General features: G+C 34.5%; 17 protein-coding genes. 1 reads left to right on the forward strand and 16 read right to left on the reverse strand.

All coding sequences use genetic code 11. The features are described 5' to 3' along the window. Positions 1-10: 10 nt before the first annotated feature. The 10 genes from EKH84_RS00765 to EKH84_RS00810 form a co-directional block, all read right to left on the reverse strand. Positions 11-370 carry a VOC family protein gene (locus EKH84_RS00765; RefSeq protein ID WP_127064718.1) on the reverse strand — a complete coding sequence of 120 codons (360 nt, stop codon included), beginning with the start codon at positions 368-370 and terminating at the stop codon, positions 11-13. A gap of 39 nt (positions 371-409) precedes the next feature. Beyond that, on the reverse strand, positions 410-865 hold the full coding sequence (locus EKH84_RS00770; RefSeq protein ID WP_190283441.1) for a pyridoxamine 5'-phosphate oxidase family protein: 456 nt from the start codon (positions 863-865) through the stop codon (positions 410-412). Positions 866-905: 40 nt separating this feature from the next. Further along, complete coding sequence (locus tag EKH84_RS00775; protein ID WP_127064720.1) at positions 906-1,163, reverse strand: DUF3795 domain-containing protein; 258 nt, start codon at positions 1,161-1,163, stop codon at positions 906-908. Positions 1,164-1,284: 121 nt separating this feature from the next. Beyond that, complete coding sequence (locus EKH84_RS00780; RefSeq protein ID WP_127064721.1) at positions 1,285-2,115, reverse strand: helix-turn-helix transcriptional regulator; 831 nt, start codon at positions 2,113-2,115, stop codon at positions 1,285-1,287. A 317-nt stretch (positions 2,116-2,432) separates the two neighbouring features. Beyond that, positions 2,433-2,714 (reverse strand): hypothetical protein, encoded by a 282-nt coding sequence (locus EKH84_RS00785; RefSeq protein WP_127064722.1) that lies wholly within the window; start codon positions 2,712-2,714, stop codon positions 2,433-2,435. 331 nt (positions 2,715-3,045) lie between these two features. Then, positions 3,046-3,951, reverse strand: coding sequence for a DUF4367 domain-containing protein (locus tag EKH84_RS00790; RefSeq protein WP_190283442.1), 906 nt, complete (start codon positions 3,949-3,951; stop codon positions 3,046-3,048). Next, positions 3,920-4,501, reverse strand: coding sequence for a sigma-70 family RNA polymerase sigma factor (locus EKH84_RS00795; protein ID WP_127064724.1), 582 nt, complete (start codon positions 4,499-4,501; stop codon positions 3,920-3,922). Before EKH84_RS00795 ends, EKH84_RS00790 begins: the two co-directional genes overlap by 32 nt. Positions 4,502-4,764: 263 nt before the next feature. After that, positions 4,765-6,177: an MATE family efflux transporter gene (locus tag EKH84_RS00800; RefSeq protein ID WP_127064725.1), complete on the reverse strand. Its 1,413-nt coding sequence runs from the start codon at positions 6,175-6,177 to the stop codon at positions 4,765-4,767. 434 nt (positions 6,178-6,611) lie between these two features. Continuing rightward, positions 6,612-7,568 (reverse strand): peptidase U32 family protein, encoded by a 957-nt coding sequence (locus tag EKH84_RS00805; protein ID WP_127064726.1) that lies wholly within the window; start codon positions 7,566-7,568, stop codon positions 6,612-6,614. Next, the gene (locus EKH84_RS00810) at positions 7,565-8,404 is read right to left on the reverse strand and encodes a hypothetical protein (protein WP_127064727.1); all 840 of its coding nucleotides are present in this window, start codon (positions 8,402-8,404) and stop codon (positions 7,565-7,567) included. Before EKH84_RS00810 ends, EKH84_RS00805 begins: the two co-directional genes overlap by 4 nt. Before the next feature lie 204 nt (positions 8,405-8,608). Here EKH84_RS00810 and EKH84_RS00815 point away from each other — a divergent pair, with 204 nt between their 5' ends. Continuing rightward, complete coding sequence (locus EKH84_RS00815) at positions 8,609-9,169, forward strand: GNAT family N-acetyltransferase (RefSeq protein WP_127064728.1); 561 nt, start codon at positions 8,609-8,611, stop codon at positions 9,167-9,169. A 245-nt stretch (positions 9,170-9,414) separates the two neighbouring features. Here EKH84_RS00815 and EKH84_RS00820 read toward each other — a convergent pair whose 3' ends face one another. The 6 genes from EKH84_RS00820 to EKH84_RS00845 form a co-directional block, all read right to left on the reverse strand. Next, on the reverse strand, positions 9,415-10,353 hold the full coding sequence (locus tag EKH84_RS00820) for a DUF2812 domain-containing protein (protein ID WP_127064729.1): 939 nt from the start codon (positions 10,351-10,353) through the stop codon (positions 9,415-9,417). Position 10,354: 1 nt separating this feature from the next. Next, positions 10,355-10,684 carry a PadR family transcriptional regulator gene (locus tag EKH84_RS00825; protein ID WP_013658852.1) on the reverse strand — a complete coding sequence of 110 codons (330 nt, stop codon included), beginning with the start codon at positions 10,682-10,684 and terminating at the stop codon, positions 10,355-10,357. A 260-nt stretch (positions 10,685-10,944) separates the two neighbouring features. Further along, entirely contained in the window at positions 10,945-11,091 is a 147-nt protein-coding gene (locus EKH84_RS22415) for an ATP-binding cassette domain-containing protein (RefSeq protein ID WP_270049179.1), read from the reverse strand. A 97-nt stretch (positions 11,092-11,188) separates the two neighbouring features. Further along, positions 11,189-13,369 carry an endonuclease MutS2 gene (locus tag EKH84_RS00835; RefSeq protein ID WP_127064730.1) on the reverse strand — a complete coding sequence of 727 codons (2,181 nt, stop codon included), beginning with the start codon at positions 13,367-13,369 and terminating at the stop codon, positions 11,189-11,191. Positions 13,370-14,098: 729 nt separating this feature from the next. Further along, on the reverse strand, positions 14,099-17,278 hold the full coding sequence (locus EKH84_RS21780) for a hypothetical protein (RefSeq protein ID WP_190283443.1): 3,180 nt from the start codon (positions 17,276-17,278) through the stop codon (positions 14,099-14,101). A gap of 171 nt (positions 17,279-17,449) precedes the next feature. After that, positions 17,450-18,937, reverse strand: coding sequence for a L,D-transpeptidase family protein (locus EKH84_RS00845; protein WP_127064731.1), 1,488 nt, complete (start codon positions 18,935-18,937; stop codon positions 17,450-17,452). Positions 18,938-19,090 lie beyond the last annotated feature (153 nt).

Raw genomic sequence — 19,090 nt, forward strand, 5'->3', positions numbered from 1 at the left:
ATCCCCCTATCTATATTGCAAAAAGGCACCAGCGAACTTTGAACTTATCAACAAAATCCACCATACAGGGGCTAAAGAAACAAGGACCTAGTGGAACATTTACCACACTACCTTCTTTCAAAATTTCATAAGCTCTTCTTACATCTTCTTCTTTTTTCATTTTAACATCTATTTGAAAGACTGTTCCTGTTATTGGTATATCTTCGGCAGTAGCTATTGCTATTTTTTGACCATAAGCTTCTATTTCTGAATGAAGTACTGTTCTTTCACGTGTATAATCAATACACTTTAGTTCTGCATCAAAGGCTTCTTTATAAAGCGCTATGGCTTCTTCTGCATTACTCACATATAGCTGTATCATAAATTCCATGATTTTCTCCCCTTTAAGCTAAAACTTATTAAATCCCTATTATTTATATTTACATGTTCTAAATTTACCTTCAATCCAAAATGTCGCCTCAATTGTATGAAACTTAAGCAATCGAAATTTAGGATCATCAATGCCTTTTGGGAAAAATTTTCTATCAGCTTCATTCCAAATCTTCAGTTGAAATGCTTTATCTTCAATAAATTCCACATCACCTATAAGCGTCACACTGTCTCCTTCTAAGGTATAACACACGCTAGCTCTAGGGTTATTTTCAAAATGCGTGGCTTTTCCATTTAAATGAGAACGCTTCGATGTTACAAAATAGATATCTTTGAAATCCTCCGCCTTCAATTTGGAAAGTGCACAAATTCTTGGATATCCTTTTTCATTTATAGAAGCCAAAGTTAATACATCACATTTTCCAAGTAATAAATTCGCCTTATCTTCTAGCTCTTTAATTCTCTCTTTTTGTATATCACTAGCCTTTTTCTCCACTATGTATAACCTCATTTCTAATCAAAGCTGCTTTATTACATTACTCCGCCCACTTTTTACATTGTTCAATACGTCTACCATTATCGCCTTGCTCTTTGTCATAAGCAAAACCATGAAGTGTATCACAAGGAAATTGTCCACACTGGCCGCAATGCTCATGTTTTTTATCCACACAACACGACTGCACTGAGCAGCTTTCTCCCCAGAAAGGCTTGTCGATATTCACACAGCCCTTACATCCTACCTGTTCCTTATAACTGCACTCATCACATAATATACCACATCTTGATTGTATCATTGGTATCTTCCCCCTCGTTCTGTTTTAGCTACTATTAACTTATAAAATAATATATCCTAACTATTTATCTTTCACTATAATTGCAGTACTTTGACAGTTACGATATATTCTATATACTAATTTAAAATTTATAATTTTCATTGTAAAAAACGGACATATTTTCACGATAAGCTTTCGGACTTACCCCTACTACTGCCCTGAAATCATGAATAAAATGAGCTTGGTCATAATACCCCAGAAACTGAGCAATCTCAGTAAGTTCTTTAGGACTACTATTTATTTGTTTAACAGCATTATTGATTCTTAATAGCCTTAAATAGGTTTTCACATTAATCCCTAGACTTTCATTAAATAATCTATTCAGATGTCTGGGACTATAAAAAGTATACTCTGATAAATCTTTCACTGTTAAAATCCCTTTATTTTGCCTAAGATAGGGCAATAAAGGCGTTACCTTATTGGATTGAGTTTGATTAATAAAGGTAAAATACTTAAATAGAACTGTATCTAATGCCTTGATTACTTCATCCAACGACCCACCAGCTTCTATTAATATCTTTAAGTCTTTCTCTAGAGTCTTGCTGAGCTCCTCTAGTGGCATTTGCAAATCAGTTACACTGTCTTGATTTAAACGAATAAATTGAGATACACCTCCCGGCATAAACTCAATAAACATTCTAAGCGGCACCTGTTTGCGATCATCCCCTACAATTACTGCTTTTGTAGTAGGCCCCCAAAAATAGCCGCTTAATTCATTACCATCGTAAGTCATTACAATACAGCCACTGGCATCTGGTAATACAGTAAGCAGCTTACTTCCTTGATTTGTAGATTCAACGTTACCTTTACTGCCAAACTGAAAAGTATAATGTGCAATATAGGGGGCAAGTAAGAGGGGCGGCTTTATATAATAACAATTTTTGTTTTGATAAATAACTCTCGTTTGTTTCATCTCTTCTTGCTCCTTCCTATATAGTTTTAGTACTAATTATTCTTTTTCCTTTGAAATCATTTCTCCACAACGGGGACAATATGTTCTTTCATCCAAATGCATTTCAGTATTCAATCTACCATCACAATGTGGACATCTATAAAATCTCCAGCTTATAGAGCCACTTATCCCTATAATGATAACTCCTAATATATTAGCTCCACCTACTATAAAGGCTACTGCTATGAGTAGGACAGCTAAACTTATCTATTTAACAAGCTCTAATTCTTCTACTGCATTTCTCTTATTCACCATTATGCTCCTTGTTACATTTGACATTAAAAGTCACTTGATTCGTTAAGGCTTCTTATATCTTTGCTTCTTCTAAACAAAAGACATCCTATAAATCCAATGATGCCAAGTAATACAAGAATCACAGCCATTCCGGAACCTGGACCACGTCCTACAAAATAACTTAAATAGCCTGCTAACTTACTATCTGAAAACATCAGTGGTTCAAATACTTGATCGGCTAAGGCTCCTCCTAGAAAATAGCCGATAGGAATACTCATATACTGCAGCGTATCTCTTGCTGAGAACACCCTTCCTTGTAATTCCATTGGTATCTGTGTTCTCATAATATAGGAGACACTGGCTGTGAAGAACGAAGTTGCTATTTCATTATCTGTCGCTATACCCTTTATTATAAACTATCTTTTTTATTTTTCACCCTATTACTCTCAATATATTTTGAAAATTTATAACTATTTGGATGCTATTGTAAAAGTATTTCAGGTATATCCTATTCTATGTCATAGGTATGCTGAGAAGCCATCTTGTGCCCTAAGTAAGGTTTATTTAGGTAGCTAAGAAAGTTCATTTCATGAGTCTGGCACACTAAAAGGCCAAAGCTAGGAATCTCCTAACTTTGGCCTTTTGTTCTGCCTTATATTATTGAATAGACTCAGCTATTTTAATAAGCTGTTCTTTGTCTATTTTCCCTTGGGTACTCATGCCATATAATACACCATTAGCTTCCCAGTCAATACTATTTTCTCCTGTCATAATAGCCTTTATGCCACTCACTTGAACCTCTTCTACTATTTCATCTGTTCCTATAGAATAAGCTGTTTCTTCGTCTGCATGTCTTTGCTGCATGTAGATAGATTCTCCCGTAGCTTGATTAAGAAAATATAAACTAATATACTTACTATCCTTTACTTCTTTATCAGCTTCCTTATAAAACTCTGCGCGGTCAAATACATATCCTTCTGGTAAATAAGAAGGCAACTTTACTTCAAAACAAGTATACTGATTTAATAAATTCTTATCCTTTACAATTAAAGTATTATTTGCCTCATATAGAGCTTCCTCTTTCTCTGTAGTGAGCTTTCCTGTATTCATATCAATATCAACAATCTTTTCTCCATCTTTTGTATAAACGGCTTCAATCTCTTTGTCAAATGTAGTAACAGGCTTTCCTTCTTGGTCAAATAATTTACCTTCTAATACTTGTGGAAATGGATAGCTTTCTATATCTGGCGTTTCATATTGAACGACTTCTATGTTGCCTAAAGAAATCATTTTTACAATGTTCTCCATTATTTCTTTAGCAAATGCAGTCTGAGATAGCAACGCTGTACCTATTAATGCTGCCGCTACTATACCTGATATCTTCTTCATACTGATTGTTTTCTTCATTGCTATAGCCTCTTTTCTATTTACTTTGGTTAAGACATTCTTCCTCACCTTTTCTTTATTACTTACAAGGCTAAAATCTTGACTATATAATTGAGATTCTAATATTTGAAGCTCTCTATCTAAATCATCTACATTCTTTCTGTTTGTGGCTCTCATCATTTTCCTCCTCTAGCCTTGTTTTTAATTTTTTAAGGGTACGACATAAAATAACACTTACATGCTTTTCATTAAGATTCATTAAAATTCCAATTTCCTTATTAGAGAGATTTCCTCCATACTTATAAGCAATTATATTTCTTTCACGTTCATTAAGCTTTTTTATAGCTTTCAGTATCTCCGTCTGTTGCTCCATTTCTAAAATGATATGTTCAGGACCTTTCTCCTTAGAGATTGTTTCAAAGACATGCTCTAAAGGCTCCCATGGATACTTCTTTCTGCTCCTATAATAATCATTCATAGTGTTTCGCACGATTGTAAATAACCATACTTCAAACTTTCCTTTATCAGCTGTATAAGTCTGTAGTCTAGTAAATACTTTTTCAAAGGTTTGGCTTGTTAAATCCTCTGATACATCTTGATTATGCGTTCTATAATAATTGTAGTTATAGACTCGTTTATAATATGCTTCGAAGATATATGTAAAATCTAAGGACTCTACGTTCTGTGTAGCCTCTAAAGCTCTAGTATTTTGTATTGCCTGTTGCATTTACTCTTCCTCCCCATTAATGAAGTTATCCCTTAGCTAAGTTTCACTTCATAAGTTAATACGCATTACTTGTTGGTTTACTACATAAAAAATAAATTTTAACAAAACATTCTTAATACATAAACAAAAAGGATTGTTACAAAGTGACATTTAATCACCATTATAACAATCCTTTTGCATGAGTACTTCTTATTTATACACAACTTTTCTATTTAAAGCTTTAATTATTCACATATTATACCCACAAATGTGATATATTCACCCTAAGCCTCTTGGTTAGTTGCCACTTTACTAAATTCTATTGGCGTTTCTTTCATAGGTTGCTCCTTAGCTACAATACTCTTCTCCTTCCATTTTCCTTGAGCATAACGTATGCAGCTAATGACTGCTGTTAAGGTCCATGTAAAACTTGATGTAAACCAAATACTTAACATACCGATAAAAGGCACAAAGGTGAGTGGTTTTGCAAAACCTACTCTTCCTCCTACTTCCACAAAGCCTGATAACATAGCAAACTTAACATCCCCAGAACCATTGAGTACATTTCTTGTTACATAAATCATACCTAAAGCTGAGTAAAATACACTAGTGATACGAATACCTCTAGCCCCCTCTATAATAACCTCTTGATTATCTGTAAAGAGTCTCATAATCGCTTCCCCACCAAGCCATGCCACAGGTAGCATGACAATACTAAATACGGTGCTAATTAAAGTTCCTGCCCAGAAACCTCTCTTTACTCTATCTATTTTACCTGCTCCAATATTTTGTCCTGTATAAGTAGCAATTGCAGCACCTAATGAAGCAAATGGCTGCTGTACTAATTGTTCAAAACGTGTCTCTGCAGTAAAGGCAGCTACAATTGTTGGTCCAAACCCATTTACTACTCTTTGAAGTACAATACATGAAACAGCAATCATAGCATTCTGCAGAGCTACTGGTAAGCCTAAGAAAGTACATTGTCTAAAAATATGTAAATCTGGTACACATTCTTTAAGTGGTATTTTAAAAATAGGTACCTTTATCCAAGCATATACTAGGCAACCAATAGCAGCTATAATCTGTGCAATAACAGTCGCTGTAGCTACACCTAAGACAGCCATCTTAAATACAACAACAAACAATAAATCTAAGCCTACATTGACTACACATGCCACAGCTAAAAATATTAACGGTGTTTTTGAATCTCCTAACGCTCTAAGTACTGCTGCTACCCCATTATAAATAGCTACTGCTATAAGCCCACCACAAGTTACTTGTAAATATAAAACAGCATCATCTAACATGACATCAGGCGTGTTTAGCATGATCATGATTGGCCTTGCAGTAACAATACCTATAACCCCCATAACCAAAGCGCTAATAGCCATAACATACAAAGATGTAGCTATAGCTTTCTTTACTTTATCTATTTCTCCCGCGCCAAAAAACTGGGAGATTACTATCCCTATCCCCGCTGCTAGACCAAAGCTTAGGGAGAAAAATAAAAAGCCAATCGATCCTGTAGCTCCTACTGCACCTAAGGCATTTTCTCCTACAAACTTTCCTACAATGACTGTATCTGCCATATTATACAGCTGCTGAAATAAGTTTCCTACTAACATAGGAATAGAAAACATTAGTAATAGCCTGGTTGGGCTACCTTTAGTCATATCCTGTGTATAACCTCTCGCCATAATCCTCTCTCCTTCAACCTTAAATTCAAAGTTTTGCTTTGTTTTTTCCCTATCAATTAACATATTATAAGCACTGCCCTAATCATAGTCAATTGCCATAACCTTTATTTTTCATGTGTTTTCGTATACTCTTTTTTAATTTTCCAATCTGTAATCTACATATGAACTACTCTTATGTTTACCGTTTAATCGCTTTATCTTATTCCTTGATTATGTTAACTCTATTTATGATAAATCTGGAACATCTGATTAATCCTAGTCCTAATCTCATCTCTCGTTTGTCTTTACTAATTAATGCATCTACCAAAGGTCATAGTCCTATGGATATTATCTATTACTGTATAAAAGATAAGGTAGTTATAAGTACTCCTCTATCTACCTATAACTACCTTATCTTTTTATAGTTCTATAAAGCTCTTTCTTTTAGGAAGGACTTAAAATCTTATCTCTGGATAATAGCAAGATAATCCTAATTTACACATCATGACTCTGTCTTCTGGAAAGTGCATCTGATCTAAATACTCTTCTTTAGACCCGCACCTTTTAGCGAGGTCTATATTATCCTTAATAATTTTAATATCCTTGCAAATATATTGCCATTCATCTGAACGGCCTACAATTTTACACGCAGCAATACCCATTTCTACAAAATCATAAATGCCACATAAACCACAGGCATAATTATGAAAGGAGTTGTTATAAATCATATCATTAAGTTCGGCTGTATTCTTGCTATGAAAATCATTATTTTTTAGCCGTAGCTCTTTACCGGCATGTTTAATACTGCTACAAATAGAGCAGCGTTCCTTTCGATGAAGTCCCAAACAATTCGAATCAGAAAAAGTACAACCATTGCGCATCATAAAGATTTCATATTCAGCTTCCGGTGCTGCTTTTTTAATAGCTTCTATTTCTGCAATAGCTAAATCTCTTGGTAAAATAATACGCTTAGTGCCCTTTTCTTGATAAAAAGTAGCAATATCTTTATTATATACACCACTAATGGTGCTGATAACAGAAGGAACTCCTATTTCTCTGGCTAAAATCACTTGTTCTATACAGGAAACGATTACACCATCAACGCCTGCCTCTTTCACGCGTTCAAAATAACGCTTCATAAATACTAATTGTTCATCCGAATAAATGCTTGAATTAAAAGTGATATAAACCTCTTTCCCCTTTGCTTTTATAGCCTTAACGATTTGCAAAACTGTGTCTAGGTCATACGGATTGGAGATTTCCTTGAAACCAGACATACGGTTAATATCTGCAAAGTCTCCAAAGGTATCACTCCACTCCTTATCAAAAAAACCTATATAAAACTCCCCAGCTCCTGCTTCCATGTAATCATCTATATGCTCTAGATTATTAAGTGGCGCTAATACTTTCATTTCCCCACCTCCAAATCAATAGGAAAGTAAATCATTCTCATATGCTCTAGCTCATAAATGCTGCATTCTCTGTTCTCAAAGTAAATCGTTTTCCCTATTCTGAGCCACTCCCTATCATCTTCCAAGTCATAGCTAATGATATGAGAACTACATTCATGAGTACAAGGATTATTGGGTCTAAACTTTTTATCAATTTCTTTATTAAGCGAAGCGTATTCACAAATATGTCCTGTCGTCATATAACAATACGGTCCATGAATTCCTACTATAAGTTCTTCTGGTGCTTCTCTAAAATTGATCCCCACATGGGTTGGGTCAAACTCAACCCCTTTTACTTTAAAAGCCTTGACTAGCTCTAACATATACTTGTTAAAAATTTTAGGGCTTAAAACCTGATTAAAGTATTCCTCATATCTTGGATCTCTATAATCTTTAGTAAACAATCTTCCTAAATGAAGAGAAACATGATATCTATCACTAACATACGCCAGCATACCATAATCATTAACCACAACTTCATCTATTATTTTGCCTAACCACTCTTTGATAGTAGCTAGTTTTTCCTTTCCTCTTTCTAAATCCTTTTCCGAAAAGGTAGGAACTACTAAAGTAAGTGCTACACCTTCTTTTTCACAAAACCCTCTTAACTCATCTAGCATCTCTTTTGATTGATGAAGAAAATATTGACCACAAAAATAAGAGCCTATATAAATACGCTCACATTTATCAAATCCTGCTATTTCATTAGCCTTTGATATTATCTCCTGAAAATCTGGTATCAGCTCATACAAGTGATGCATAATCTCACACAGATTTAAACAGTTTAACTGACTCATTACCTTTACTCCTAACACGTTTGCTATTATTATCATATTATCTCTTCTATAATGTCCTACTAGCGAAAAAACTATTCGCACCATCTTGATATGACTACGCTACAAAAAAATAATCATATAAGAGTAGAAAATAAAATAATATTTAAAAAATATCATCTATTATGTTAAACTATTCAAATTAATCATTTTTAAGGAGGTAATTTTATGAAACATTTAGGAACAGTTACCCTAGAAACACCACGTCTTATTTTAAGAAGGTTTACTTTAGAGGACTCAGAAACCATGTTTAACAATTGGGCCAGTGATGATGAGGTTACAAGATTTTTAACTTGGCCTACTCATACCAGCGTGCAAACTACCCGTGAAATTATCTCTATGTGGATTAATGAATATACTAGTGAAAAATGCTATCAGTGGTGCATTGAACTAAGGCAAACTCACGAAGCTATTGGTGCCATTAGCGTTGTTCACCTGTCAGAAGAAATTTCTTCTGCCGATATTGGATACTGCATTGGTAAGGCTTACTGGCACCAAGGTATTACCTCTGAGGCCTTAACAGCAATTATAGCTTTCTTATTTAATCAAGTAGGTGTTAATCGCATTGAAGCTAAACACGATAGCAATAACCCTAACTCCGGAAAAGTAATGATGCGCTGTGGCCTAAAATATGAAGGGACAAGGCTTATGGCTGATAGAAATAATTCCGGTATTTGTGACGTAGCCCTCTATGGACTTATTGCCAGAGACTATACGCCTACCATTTAGTTACGTATCTCATTACTTTTCATAGCCTAGAAAACACTATGGCTATAGGCTACGTAAAACTATTTCCTTACAAACTTCTACAAGGTAGCTGATATAAAGCATTTCCTTTCATGAAAAATGAAGAGACTGCTACGAACTCACCTCAAACACAAGATTGTATGTAAGCAAATCAATTGCTGAGCTACATCTTATATTGAAGTATTATTTCGCTACGGTCTCTTATTTTTATCATCTTTACTTTAAAATCATTTAACAATTTTAAGATCTACTCGCACACTCGTGCTTGCCGCTTGAGTAGAATCAAACTGATAACTATAGTATGCCTTATAAGTACCTGCTGTTAAATCTAACATCCAATCATTCACTGTACACTCATTAGCTACATTTTTATAGACCTCTTTGCCGTTCTGATCTTGCATAGAAACCATCATTGTCCCTTTTTCTGCCCTAAAATCTAAATCAAGATAATAGGTGCCACTCTTTTTAATTTCAATATCACTACTACTTCGAGGTAGCTTTTCTTGGGGCATCTCAATATAATTAAAATTTTCATTAAAAACTGTATCAGAACTACTAGAGTAAAAAAACATGCTTGCAACTAATAAAATAATTGCTGCTGGAAAGGTCCATTGAAATGGGATATAGAATATTTCTTTCTTACCCGATCTTCTTAGTTTTGTAGATATAAGTCCTAACCCCATAGTTAGGCCTAGTATAGCAAAGACAAGTCCTTCTACAACTATTAGACTTTGATGGTTTACTATACCCATTGCAAAATAAGCAATTGCCATTACTGCATAAATCCCTGTAAATATTGTAAGTAATCTAAGCCACCTATTTTGCATTTCATACAAAGACTCTCTATCTGTGTATATTTTAGCTTCATCTTCTTCCATTCCCTCTTGGTATAGCTTTCTAAAATAATGCCAACCGTTAAAAGTAGAATTAATATACTCCCATCCCTGTTCTTCAAAAATGTCTTTGTATCTTATAAAGTCTTTTATATCTGTGTTATAATCTAATTGATAGATATATCTTACACTATTATCCCTTTTAAATTCACTATGAAAACATCCTCCCTTAGTGAGTTGTAACCCCTTCTTTGAAGCTTCATTTAAGGCCTTCTCCTCTTTTTCATATTCCCAAGCTGCATACCATTTATAACTCTTAACCTTATCCTTCATTTTATTTTCCCCCCAATATCATTTCAGATCCTTTAACTAATCGTTTTAACCTTGTAACCTCTTGCTCTAATATTTCTTTCCCTAGCGGTGTTAGTTCGTATAATCTTTTCCTTTTATCTTCTGGGTTTTCACTTTCTGTTTCTCTAATCCAACCTTTTTTCATCATATTACTTGTAGCACCATACATAGTTCCTGAGCCTATTTTCACATTACCTTCTGATAGGATTATGGTATCTTGCATAATGCCATAACCATGATTAGGTTTATTGTAAAGGCAAAGGAGAATGTAATAGTAGCTTTCTGTTAAAGGTTCATTCTTAGCTTTAAGCATGTGCATAACTCCTCTCTTCTTTATCTCATTCATATATTTTGTATCTGACCCAATATATGTCGTCAAGCAATATGTCGTGATACGATATATATTATATTTGTATCGTATCACGACATATATCGAGCGTCAACATACTTTTGTTTTTAATAAATTCTTTATAATCACACGGCTATTACTACAAATAAAAATTTGTCTTGGCGTTTATGAGAAATACGTCTGAGAGAAAATGAGTGGGTATGGGTGCCTTCCGTTGTTCCGGTTCACATTTTAATAAGAGTGGTTTTACCCGCACCATTTGGACCTATAAGCCCTACCATTTCTCCCTGCTCTATTTCTAAAGTTAAATCTGAAACAGCAGTTTTATAGATATATTCACTTTTAAATAAACTTCTAATACTGCCTTTCATCCCCTCTTCTTTCTTATATCTTTTATACTGTTTAGTTCAATGCTTTACTGAAATAATAGCCACCTTAATTCCTCCCCAATTCATCTTCGCATCTTTTTTATTGGTACGATTGCCAACTTGCTTCTTCTTCACTTTCGTAAGTAGCACTCATCCCCTCTTGATAACCCTTAGTCATTTTCTTCTTTGCTTTGCGATTAGCAACACTATCAAAAACAATAGAGAAATCATAATCAGCTGGATAAAGCTCACTAGCAGCTACTAGAAGCTTAAGCCTTTTAACTGCCACCCATCTTTTTGAGCCTTTGATTTGCACCCCTATCTTGCCTTCTTCATTGACCGTATGAAAAACAAGGCCTTTTTCTTTATTAGGGAAAACAAGAACACTATCTCCTACATGAAAGCTTTTTGCTTTTGCTGATGCCTTCTCTTTACGTTCGGATTGACCTTTAAGCTGAGGAGTAGCTGCTACTTTTCCCAATTCACTATCTAGTGCTTTGATTAGTCCTTGCGCTTTCTCTATAGCCTCACTATTATTGGTCTTCTTATTGACTATATGATTAGTAGGAATCTCCTTGTTTGTATTAACTTCTTCCTTCCCTCTTGTACCTTCTACTCTACTTGAATCATGGTTTCCTGATGCCTGAGTCTGTGGTTTTTCATTACCTATTGTATTGCTATCACCGTTTTCTAAAGCTTGAGCTTTTGTCCTTTTATCAATTACTTTATTCATATAATCATCTTGTGACATCACTTGCTCTTTATAGGTGTAGCTACTTGCAAGCTGAATCAGTGATTTTGGAAAGCCTAGCTTTTCTGCAATATAAAAGGCACAGCTCTCTCCAGCTTCTCCAATTTCTAATTTATAAAGCGGCTTAAGGCTTTCTTTATCAAAGCACATTCTGGCATTTTGATAACCTTCCGCCTCAGTGGCATAGTCCTTCACTTCTGGATAGTGAGTTGTTGCTACTAATAGGCATTCCTTTTGGCGAAGTGCTTCTAAAATAGCGATGGCAATCCCCATTCCTTCTGCTGGGTCTGTTCCTGAACCTAATTCATCTAATAAAACTAAGCTGTCTTTAGTGGTTTGTTTTAAGATGTCAATAATGTTCACAATATGAGAAGAAAAAGTAGATAAGCTTTCTTCTATACTTTGGCCATCACCTATATCACATAAAATCTGATTAAACATTTTAAAAGTGCTTCCCTCTGCCACAGGCACATGCAGACCGCACTGAGCCATCATAGATAAAAGTCCTACTGTTTTAAGAGCTACTGTTTTCCCTCCTGTATTAGGCCCTGTCACAATAATGCCTCTAATACCATCCTTCATGTAAAAGTCTAGTGGCACACACTTTTCTTTATTTAATAGTGGATGTCTACCCTCTTTGATCTCTAACTTTCCTGTTACACTCACCTTTACCGCTCTTGCTTGGAGCTGTTGTGAAAGCTTAGCTTTGGCAAAGGCTACATCTAGAACCTCCATCATCTCCATATTAAGACGCATATCTGAAATATAATTTTCCACCTCATTTGTCAGACTATAAAGTACCTTTCTCACTTCGTTATCTTCTTCAATTTCTAGAACTCTTAGCTCCTCTTGAAGCTTACCTACTGCTGATGGTTCAATAAAGACAGTGCTTCCTGTCCTAGAGGTATCTAGTACTGCTCCCTCCACCTGACTTTTGTACTCTCTTTTAACAGCCAAGGCATAACGGCCTCCACGCTCGATAATATAAAAATCAGCCAGATAATCTTTCTTTCCACGCATGATTTTTTCAAGACGTTGTTTGACTTGCTCTCTTTTGATTTCTATATCACGCCTAATTCCTTTGAGTGCTGTAGACGCTTCACTATCTACTTGGTTATTACGAATACTTAATTCAATAAGTTCCTTAAGGACATCTAAGTCACAAAAGCCTCTGCCATAGGTAGCCAGATTGCAATCTAGGAATTCTGCTCGTGATAGATAACGTCTCATATTGTTGCATCCTTTAATAAAGGAAGCCACTAACATCAATTCTTCTGGCATTAGTAAGGTACCTATGCTTACCCTCTCTAGCATGCTTTCCATGTACTGCATAGAACTAATGGGTGGTGTTCCTAAACTATCTAAGATTCTTCTGGCCTCGGTAGTCTCCCTCATCTTAAGCTGACAAATTTTCTCATCCAAAATCATCTCTAAGCCTAATAACTTTTGTTTTGCTTTATCAGATACAGCCATTTCGCTGAGCAGTTTTAAAATCTTGTTAAATTCTAATATTTCTATGGTTTGTTTCATTTTCTTTCTCCTTGTTTTTAATGATTGATTTTCATCATTACTCATATTGGACATAGGAGATCAAATTACTAAAATTAAAATAGCCCCTAATTACTTCTGCCTTTTATAAAGGACAAGTACTTAGGGGCTTAATAAACTTCTCGGCTATACACTATAAAATTACTCATCTATAAGCAAATTACTATTTATACACTATTGCCATAGTTCTCCAAAAAATTAGCAAGTATAAACAGGTTTCTAAATTATAGATGATGTTTTAACACCTCTTTAACCTAGAAATGTTATCTATAGATGGAGCTGTTATTTATAGTTATTAATACAAAAGGGAATAGATAGCCTATCTCCTTAAAGTTTACATGATTTCCGTAAAAGATTATGCTTTATTAAGCGTTCTAAAAAGGCAGAAGATATTATCACTCCACTTAAGTGGCATACGCAAACAGACCATACCTATATACGGTCTAAAACGCCAACTTAGTTAGTGATTCACTATTAGATTAATGCTTGATCTCCTTTTTTAAACACACTTAACAAAAACATCACCTTTCTTTCTTATATTTAATTTTATCATAAACCTTTTTGTACTATATGTCAATTTCACGTTACTTCCAAAAAGAGTGAATTAACATTCCCTATTTTATAGAAAGATATCTATCTTCCTATACTACAAAAAAAGATTGAGCTTAATCTCATAGATTTTGCTCAATCTTTTTGCTTCATTTATTAGCCTTAGTTAATTTTGGCGATTTCTATATAAGTTAATGTGATTTTATTCTCTGGTTTAATCACTGAACTTGTAGGTATTGGTGCTCCATATACTTCGTTAATTACACCACTTTCAAGTAGAATATCCTCAACTTTAGGCGTTGCAACAATAACATTGTCTATTTGTACTGTTTTCTTATTATATAGATTTAAATAAGTTTGTTCACCGGCCCCCCCATATACAACGGCAGTATTCATAGTACTTGGTATATAGAATGCTATCTTGTATTCATCATTCTCATTAATAACATCTTTAAAATTGACTTTGATTTCACTACCACTAGGTCTCTCTACTGTATAGTCGGTTCCTTTTACTAATACTTTATTTGATTCATTTACCTTATTTACTTGTACACTTAGCTTACTCAAGTCGTAGTTCATTAATGTAGCACCGCCAAGTTGTGCATCTAACAATTTACTGATATCAACCGTATAAGATACATCCTTTGACTTCACATTAAATTTAACATTAGCTGAAATATTACTTACACCTTGTGGTTGGATGAAGTTATTGTTTACATTAGTAACTGAACTTACATTAGGTTGGTTAGTTAAATTCTTAGAATCTGTTGGACTTTGTTTTAATGCTGCACCTAATGCTGTACTCGTACCTAGTGTTCGTGTTATATCTAGTGTTGGTGTTGTATCTGACGTTGATGCTGTATCTGGCGTTGATACTGTATCTGGTGTTGATGCTGTATCTGGTGTTGATGCTGTATCTGGTGTTGATGCTGTATCTGGTGTTGATGCTGTATCTGGTGTTGATGCTGTATCTGGTGTTGATGCTGTATCTGGTGTTGATGCTGTATCTGGTGTTGATGCTGTATCTGGTGTTGATGCTGTATCTGGTGTTGATGCTGTATCTGGTGTTGATGCTGTATCTGGTGTTGATGCTGTATCTGGTGTTGATGCTGTATCTGGTGTATCAATAATACCTCTCATTTCTTCAACGCTATACATTTTGCCATCAACTAAAACCCCCACAATCGTTGCTGGTAGACCATCTGATCCAGTTGGTACTAAAATATTTTCTTCTACCGTCTTATTTCCTATCTCACTCACTTCTGAGTTACTTGTATTAAATCTCATATTATAGTTGAAAACAATATCTCCCACTTTAAAGTCATCTGGGACTTCACTCCAAATAGTAAATTGACTGCCTGGAACGACTTTCATGACGCTATAATCATATGTGCTTACGTTAATTTTAGCCCACGAAAACTTAATGCTTGTATTTGGAATAGCATTTGTAATTGTTTTACCATTTGTATCTACATAGTTAAAAGAGGCTTCTTTACTAATATTGTATTTTTCTCCAAGCAAGCCTGACGCTAAATAAATGCGATATTTAATAATAGCTGGTGCATCTGTTGTTAATTCACCAATGTCCCATACCATACTACCATCTTCTAATTTTTTCATATCGCCTTGAGTAATAGCAATTCCTGTCTTACTCCAATCGACATCATTAGTAATGCCTTTTGATGCATCTTTAAAACCAACTTTTGTCACCGCCTTGCTAATATCTGTTGTTGGTAATTGTAATTCAATATTATCAGCTAAAGTCTCTGATAACGTAGTACTACTCGCTACATCCTTCTTTACTGCTGCTGCAATTTTATCCATTACACCTTTTAGTGCAACTTCTGAATCATCTGCTTGATAAGCATATTCAGCTGCATTCGTTGCACATTGTTCTAAAACATTCTTTCCATCTTGACTAATGCCACTACCTGCTGCAATTGTAAATACTGTTAAATTCTCAACTTTTGATTTTACTTCATTAGCAGCACTGACTGTATCCTTATCGATTTTAGTGTTCCAGCTGCTATCACTACGATTACCTGACCCATCACCATTCCTCATATAGGTTGGGTCTCCATCAGATAATAGAATAATAACCTGATTATCTGCCTCGCTCTCTTTTAACATTAAACCAGCTTTAATAATACCAATAGACATTGGTGTGCCACCATTGATATTATTCATTGCAGCTGAAACAGCTGACTCAAGTGTAGACGCATCATTAGTGAAATTCGACTCAACTTTAAAGTTTGAATACCAACCACCATTAGCTAATTTTTGATAAATTGAATTCCAATTATTATCAAAATGTTCATAACCATTACCATTTGGTTTAGTTTCTGTACCACCAAAAGATACAACAGAGACTCTTACATTAGGCTGCTCAACTAAAGAAGTCACCAAGCTTTGACTTGCATCATTAACTAAACTCGCTCTTGTCATATTTGTAGTTGTATAGCATGTATCACCATGTGTATGTGCACTTACAGAACAAACAAGTTTTTGATAACAACTATCTGTGTGTTTGTGCCACCTACTACTACTATATCCGCAAAAAGGTGTACTGTTGGTTGTGTAACATGTATCTGCATGAGTGTGTTCTTGTTTCGTGCACTTTAACTGTTTTGCTTTATCATTCATACTTCCTGATCTATCTAGTACAAGTACAACATCTGTAGATGGTACTTGTGGTTTTACTTGTCCTTCTAGCTTAACTGCTACTTCCCAAACATTTTTCTCATCTTTTACTTCTGTTACTGTTCTAGTAATACCTACTTTACCTATTGTACTAAATTGTATATTCTTTTCTGTTGGCCTAGAAAATTCCCCACCTGTTGAAGTTTTCATGTAAAATGTAACTCTTAAGTCTGCATCATTTTGATTTGGCATGGTAAATTGAATATCTTTAATCGTTACACTTAAATCTCTCTCACCTTTTAAATAAGCATCTGCATCTCCACTGCTAATTTGATCTTCTCTATCACGCCAGTTCATCTCAAACCATTCTCCGTCTGTACCTAAGCACTCAATATAAGTACCAACTTTTACATCGCTACCTGTTTTATAAGCGTAACTTCTTACTCTAAAAGTTGCTGTTCCACTAATATCGAAACGTTCATTAGCATTTTGAGCTGTATCATTATATTTGCGCAAGAATACATTAAACTCTGTCACCTCTGCTCCATTAAAATATACTGGAACCTGTTTGTAACCCCCATCCGCTTTTTTAACCTCACTAGGAATTCCGTCTACTAACTCTACTGCAAATACGTTGCATAACTGTAATGCCATCATGATAGATAATAAGATGCCTACTACTCTTCTTTTTATCTTTTTCATTTTACCCCTCCTATAAATAATCTTAAATAACACAGTATCTCCCTGTATTATTTTGTTGTATATTTTTATTATATTATATTTTCTAAAAATTTAAAATGAACTATTTTTACTCTTTTTGCAATATATTTGATAAATATTGCTATATTTTTAGAATATTTTGCCCATTTTACCCTAATCTTCAAAATAACATATTACAGGTATACCCGATTCTATATTAGCAAAAATATCTTCTGCTACTTTAGTTGGTAGATTAACGCAACCATGAGAACCATTGGTACGATATATCTCACTACCAAAAGTGTTTCTCCAACTTGCATCGTGAAGACCTATTCCCCCATTAAAAGGCATCCAATACTTAACAGGCACTGCATAGCCTGGGCCTCTTAATACCACATTGGCACTCTTGTAATCTAGTGTATAGGTTCCTTCTGGTGTATCATAATGCTTTTTTAGATTGCCTGTTACTACATCACTCTTTACAACAAGCTTACCTTCTTTATAAAACCAAATATATTGCCTAGATAAATTAATCTCTACATAAGTTGAACCAATATCGTTCTTTCCTGGTTTAAGCGCACTTTGAGTATAGATTGGCACCCTTTTCACTGGATTTCCTTGCTTTATCAGCTCAATGACTTCACCTATTTCATCCTGTACATTGAGTTTCCAGCCATAATCTCCCCCTGTTACCTTTACTCTTTTACCTGTGCTAGTAGTAAAATATCTTTCTTGCCCTAAAGTATCATAACTATATGCAAGACCTATTATATAATCTGCAATGGCTTCTTCATCTACTACAACCTGCATTTGTTCATTAACACTTAACCATGAACTGATTTGTGTTTGATCTATCACTTCTTGTTTATCTCCAAAATCATAAGTAATCTGTGCCTTTAAATAATAATTAAGTTCATCTTTCAGATCTATTAACTTTTTAGACTCCTTATTATATAGCGCCTTTTTATAGCATGATTCCTTATCTAAATCTAGGATTTTATCTTCTGCTTTAATCGCCTTACTTATAGCCATATTGAGCGCAATTGAATCTACTGTATTGCCCTTATCACCTTCTATAATCTGGTAGGAACCGTCTATGTACTTGATACTTGCATCTACTGGTTTCCTAATATATTGATTTGTTAAACATGTTAATGTATTTACTTTATCTTGAAGTAATTGTGGATTATAACTTATCTCCTTAGTCACTTTTAAATTTGTAGCTTCAAATATGTGCCAGGGCCAACTCCATGAACTTTGATTTTCCTTAACTTCTGTAATACCATTTGACATCTGATAAAACAGGTCTATATCACTGCCTTTAATTAACTCTAACTGACCATGTCTTTCCCTCAACTCTAATATATAATGATTACTCATGGCTTCCACCTTGATTATTGCTTTCTCTAGACTGCTTCCACCTACTTTTATGCCATTAATTTGAGTTCCCCAATAAAAATGGCTAGTAAAATAAACAACTCCTACTATATAAAGGATGCTTAAACCTCCTATGGCAATCTTGATTCCTATGAAAAGCTTCTTATTTTTGATCAGCCTTTTAAGACTACCCTTTATCTTTCTACTTATAGTGCCTACTGTCTGTAATATCTTAGTACCTCGCACTTTTCCTTTAATACTACTTAGCTTATCATTCCATTTCATTTTATATTCCCCATTTACTCCAATTTCAATATCCTATCATATGTAAATGGCTTTTTATTTAGTACAAATAAAGTGGCTATACAGATGACATAGAAAAAGAGTTGTTTCAGCTCAGCTACCATCATAGCCTTTATTGCTTAAACAACTCTCTTT

The organism is Cellulosilyticum sp. WCF-2, from assembly GCF_003990395.1.
GTDB lineage: Bacteria > Bacillota > Clostridia > Lachnospirales > Cellulosilyticaceae > Cellulosilyticum > Cellulosilyticum lentocellum.

Bases quoted from the DNA above. Each gene is read 5' to 3' on its own strand.
- EKH84_RS00795 (WP_127064724.1), bottom strand. From the start codon at position 4,501: ATGCAACAGGCAATACAAAATACTAGAGCTTTAGAGGCTACACAGAAC.
- EKH84_RS22415 (WP_270049179.1), bottom strand. From the start codon at position 11,091: ATGAAAGGCAGTATTAGAAGTTTATTTAAAAGTGAATATATCTATAAA.
- EKH84_RS00845 (WP_127064731.1), bottom strand. From the start codon at position 18,937: ATGAAATGGAATGATAAGCTAAGTAGTATTAAAGGAAAAGTGCGAGGT.
- EKH84_RS00785 (WP_127064722.1), bottom strand. From the start codon at position 2,714: ATGGAATTACAAGGAAGGGTGTTCTCAGCAAGAGATACGCTGCAGTAT.
- EKH84_RS00780 (WP_127064721.1), bottom strand. From the start codon at position 2,115: ATGAAACAAACGAGAGTTATTTATCAAAACAAAAATTGTTATTATATA.
- EKH84_RS00775 (WP_127064720.1), bottom strand. From the start codon at position 1,163: ATGATACAATCAAGATGTGGTATATTATGTGATGAGTGCAGTTATAAG.
- EKH84_RS00790 (WP_190283442.1), bottom strand. From the start codon at position 3,951: ATGAGAGCCACAAACAGAAAGAATGTAGATGATTTAGATAGAGAGCTT.
- EKH84_RS00835 (WP_127064730.1), bottom strand. From the start codon at position 13,369: ATGAAACAAACCATAGAAATATTAGAATTTAACAAGATTTTAAAACTG.
- EKH84_RS00815 (WP_127064728.1), top strand. From the start codon at position 8,609: ATGAAACATTTAGGAACAGTTACCCTAGAAACACCACGTCTTATTTTA.
- EKH84_RS00825 (WP_013658852.1), bottom strand. From the start codon at position 10,684: ATGCTTAAAGCTAAGAATGAACCTTTAACAGAAAGCTACTATTACATT.
- EKH84_RS21780 (WP_190283443.1), bottom strand. From the start codon at position 17,278: ATGAAAAAGATAAAAAGAAGAGTAGTAGGCATCTTATTATCTATCATG.
- EKH84_RS00765 (WP_127064718.1), bottom strand. From the start codon at position 370: ATGGAATTTATGATACAGCTATATGTGAGTAATGCAGAAGAAGCCATA.
- EKH84_RS00805 (WP_127064726.1), bottom strand. From the start codon at position 7,568: ATGAAAGTATTAGCGCCACTTAATAATCTAGAGCATATAGATGATTAC.
- EKH84_RS00820 (WP_127064729.1), bottom strand. From the start codon at position 10,353: ATGAAGGATAAGGTTAAGAGTTATAAATGGTATGCAGCTTGGGAATAT.
- EKH84_RS00810 (WP_127064727.1), bottom strand. From the start codon at position 8,404: ATGAGTCAGTTAAACTGTTTAAATCTGTGTGAGATTATGCATCACTTG.
- EKH84_RS00800 (WP_127064725.1), bottom strand. From the start codon at position 6,177: ATGGCGAGAGGTTATACACAGGATATGACTAAAGGTAGCCCAACCAGG.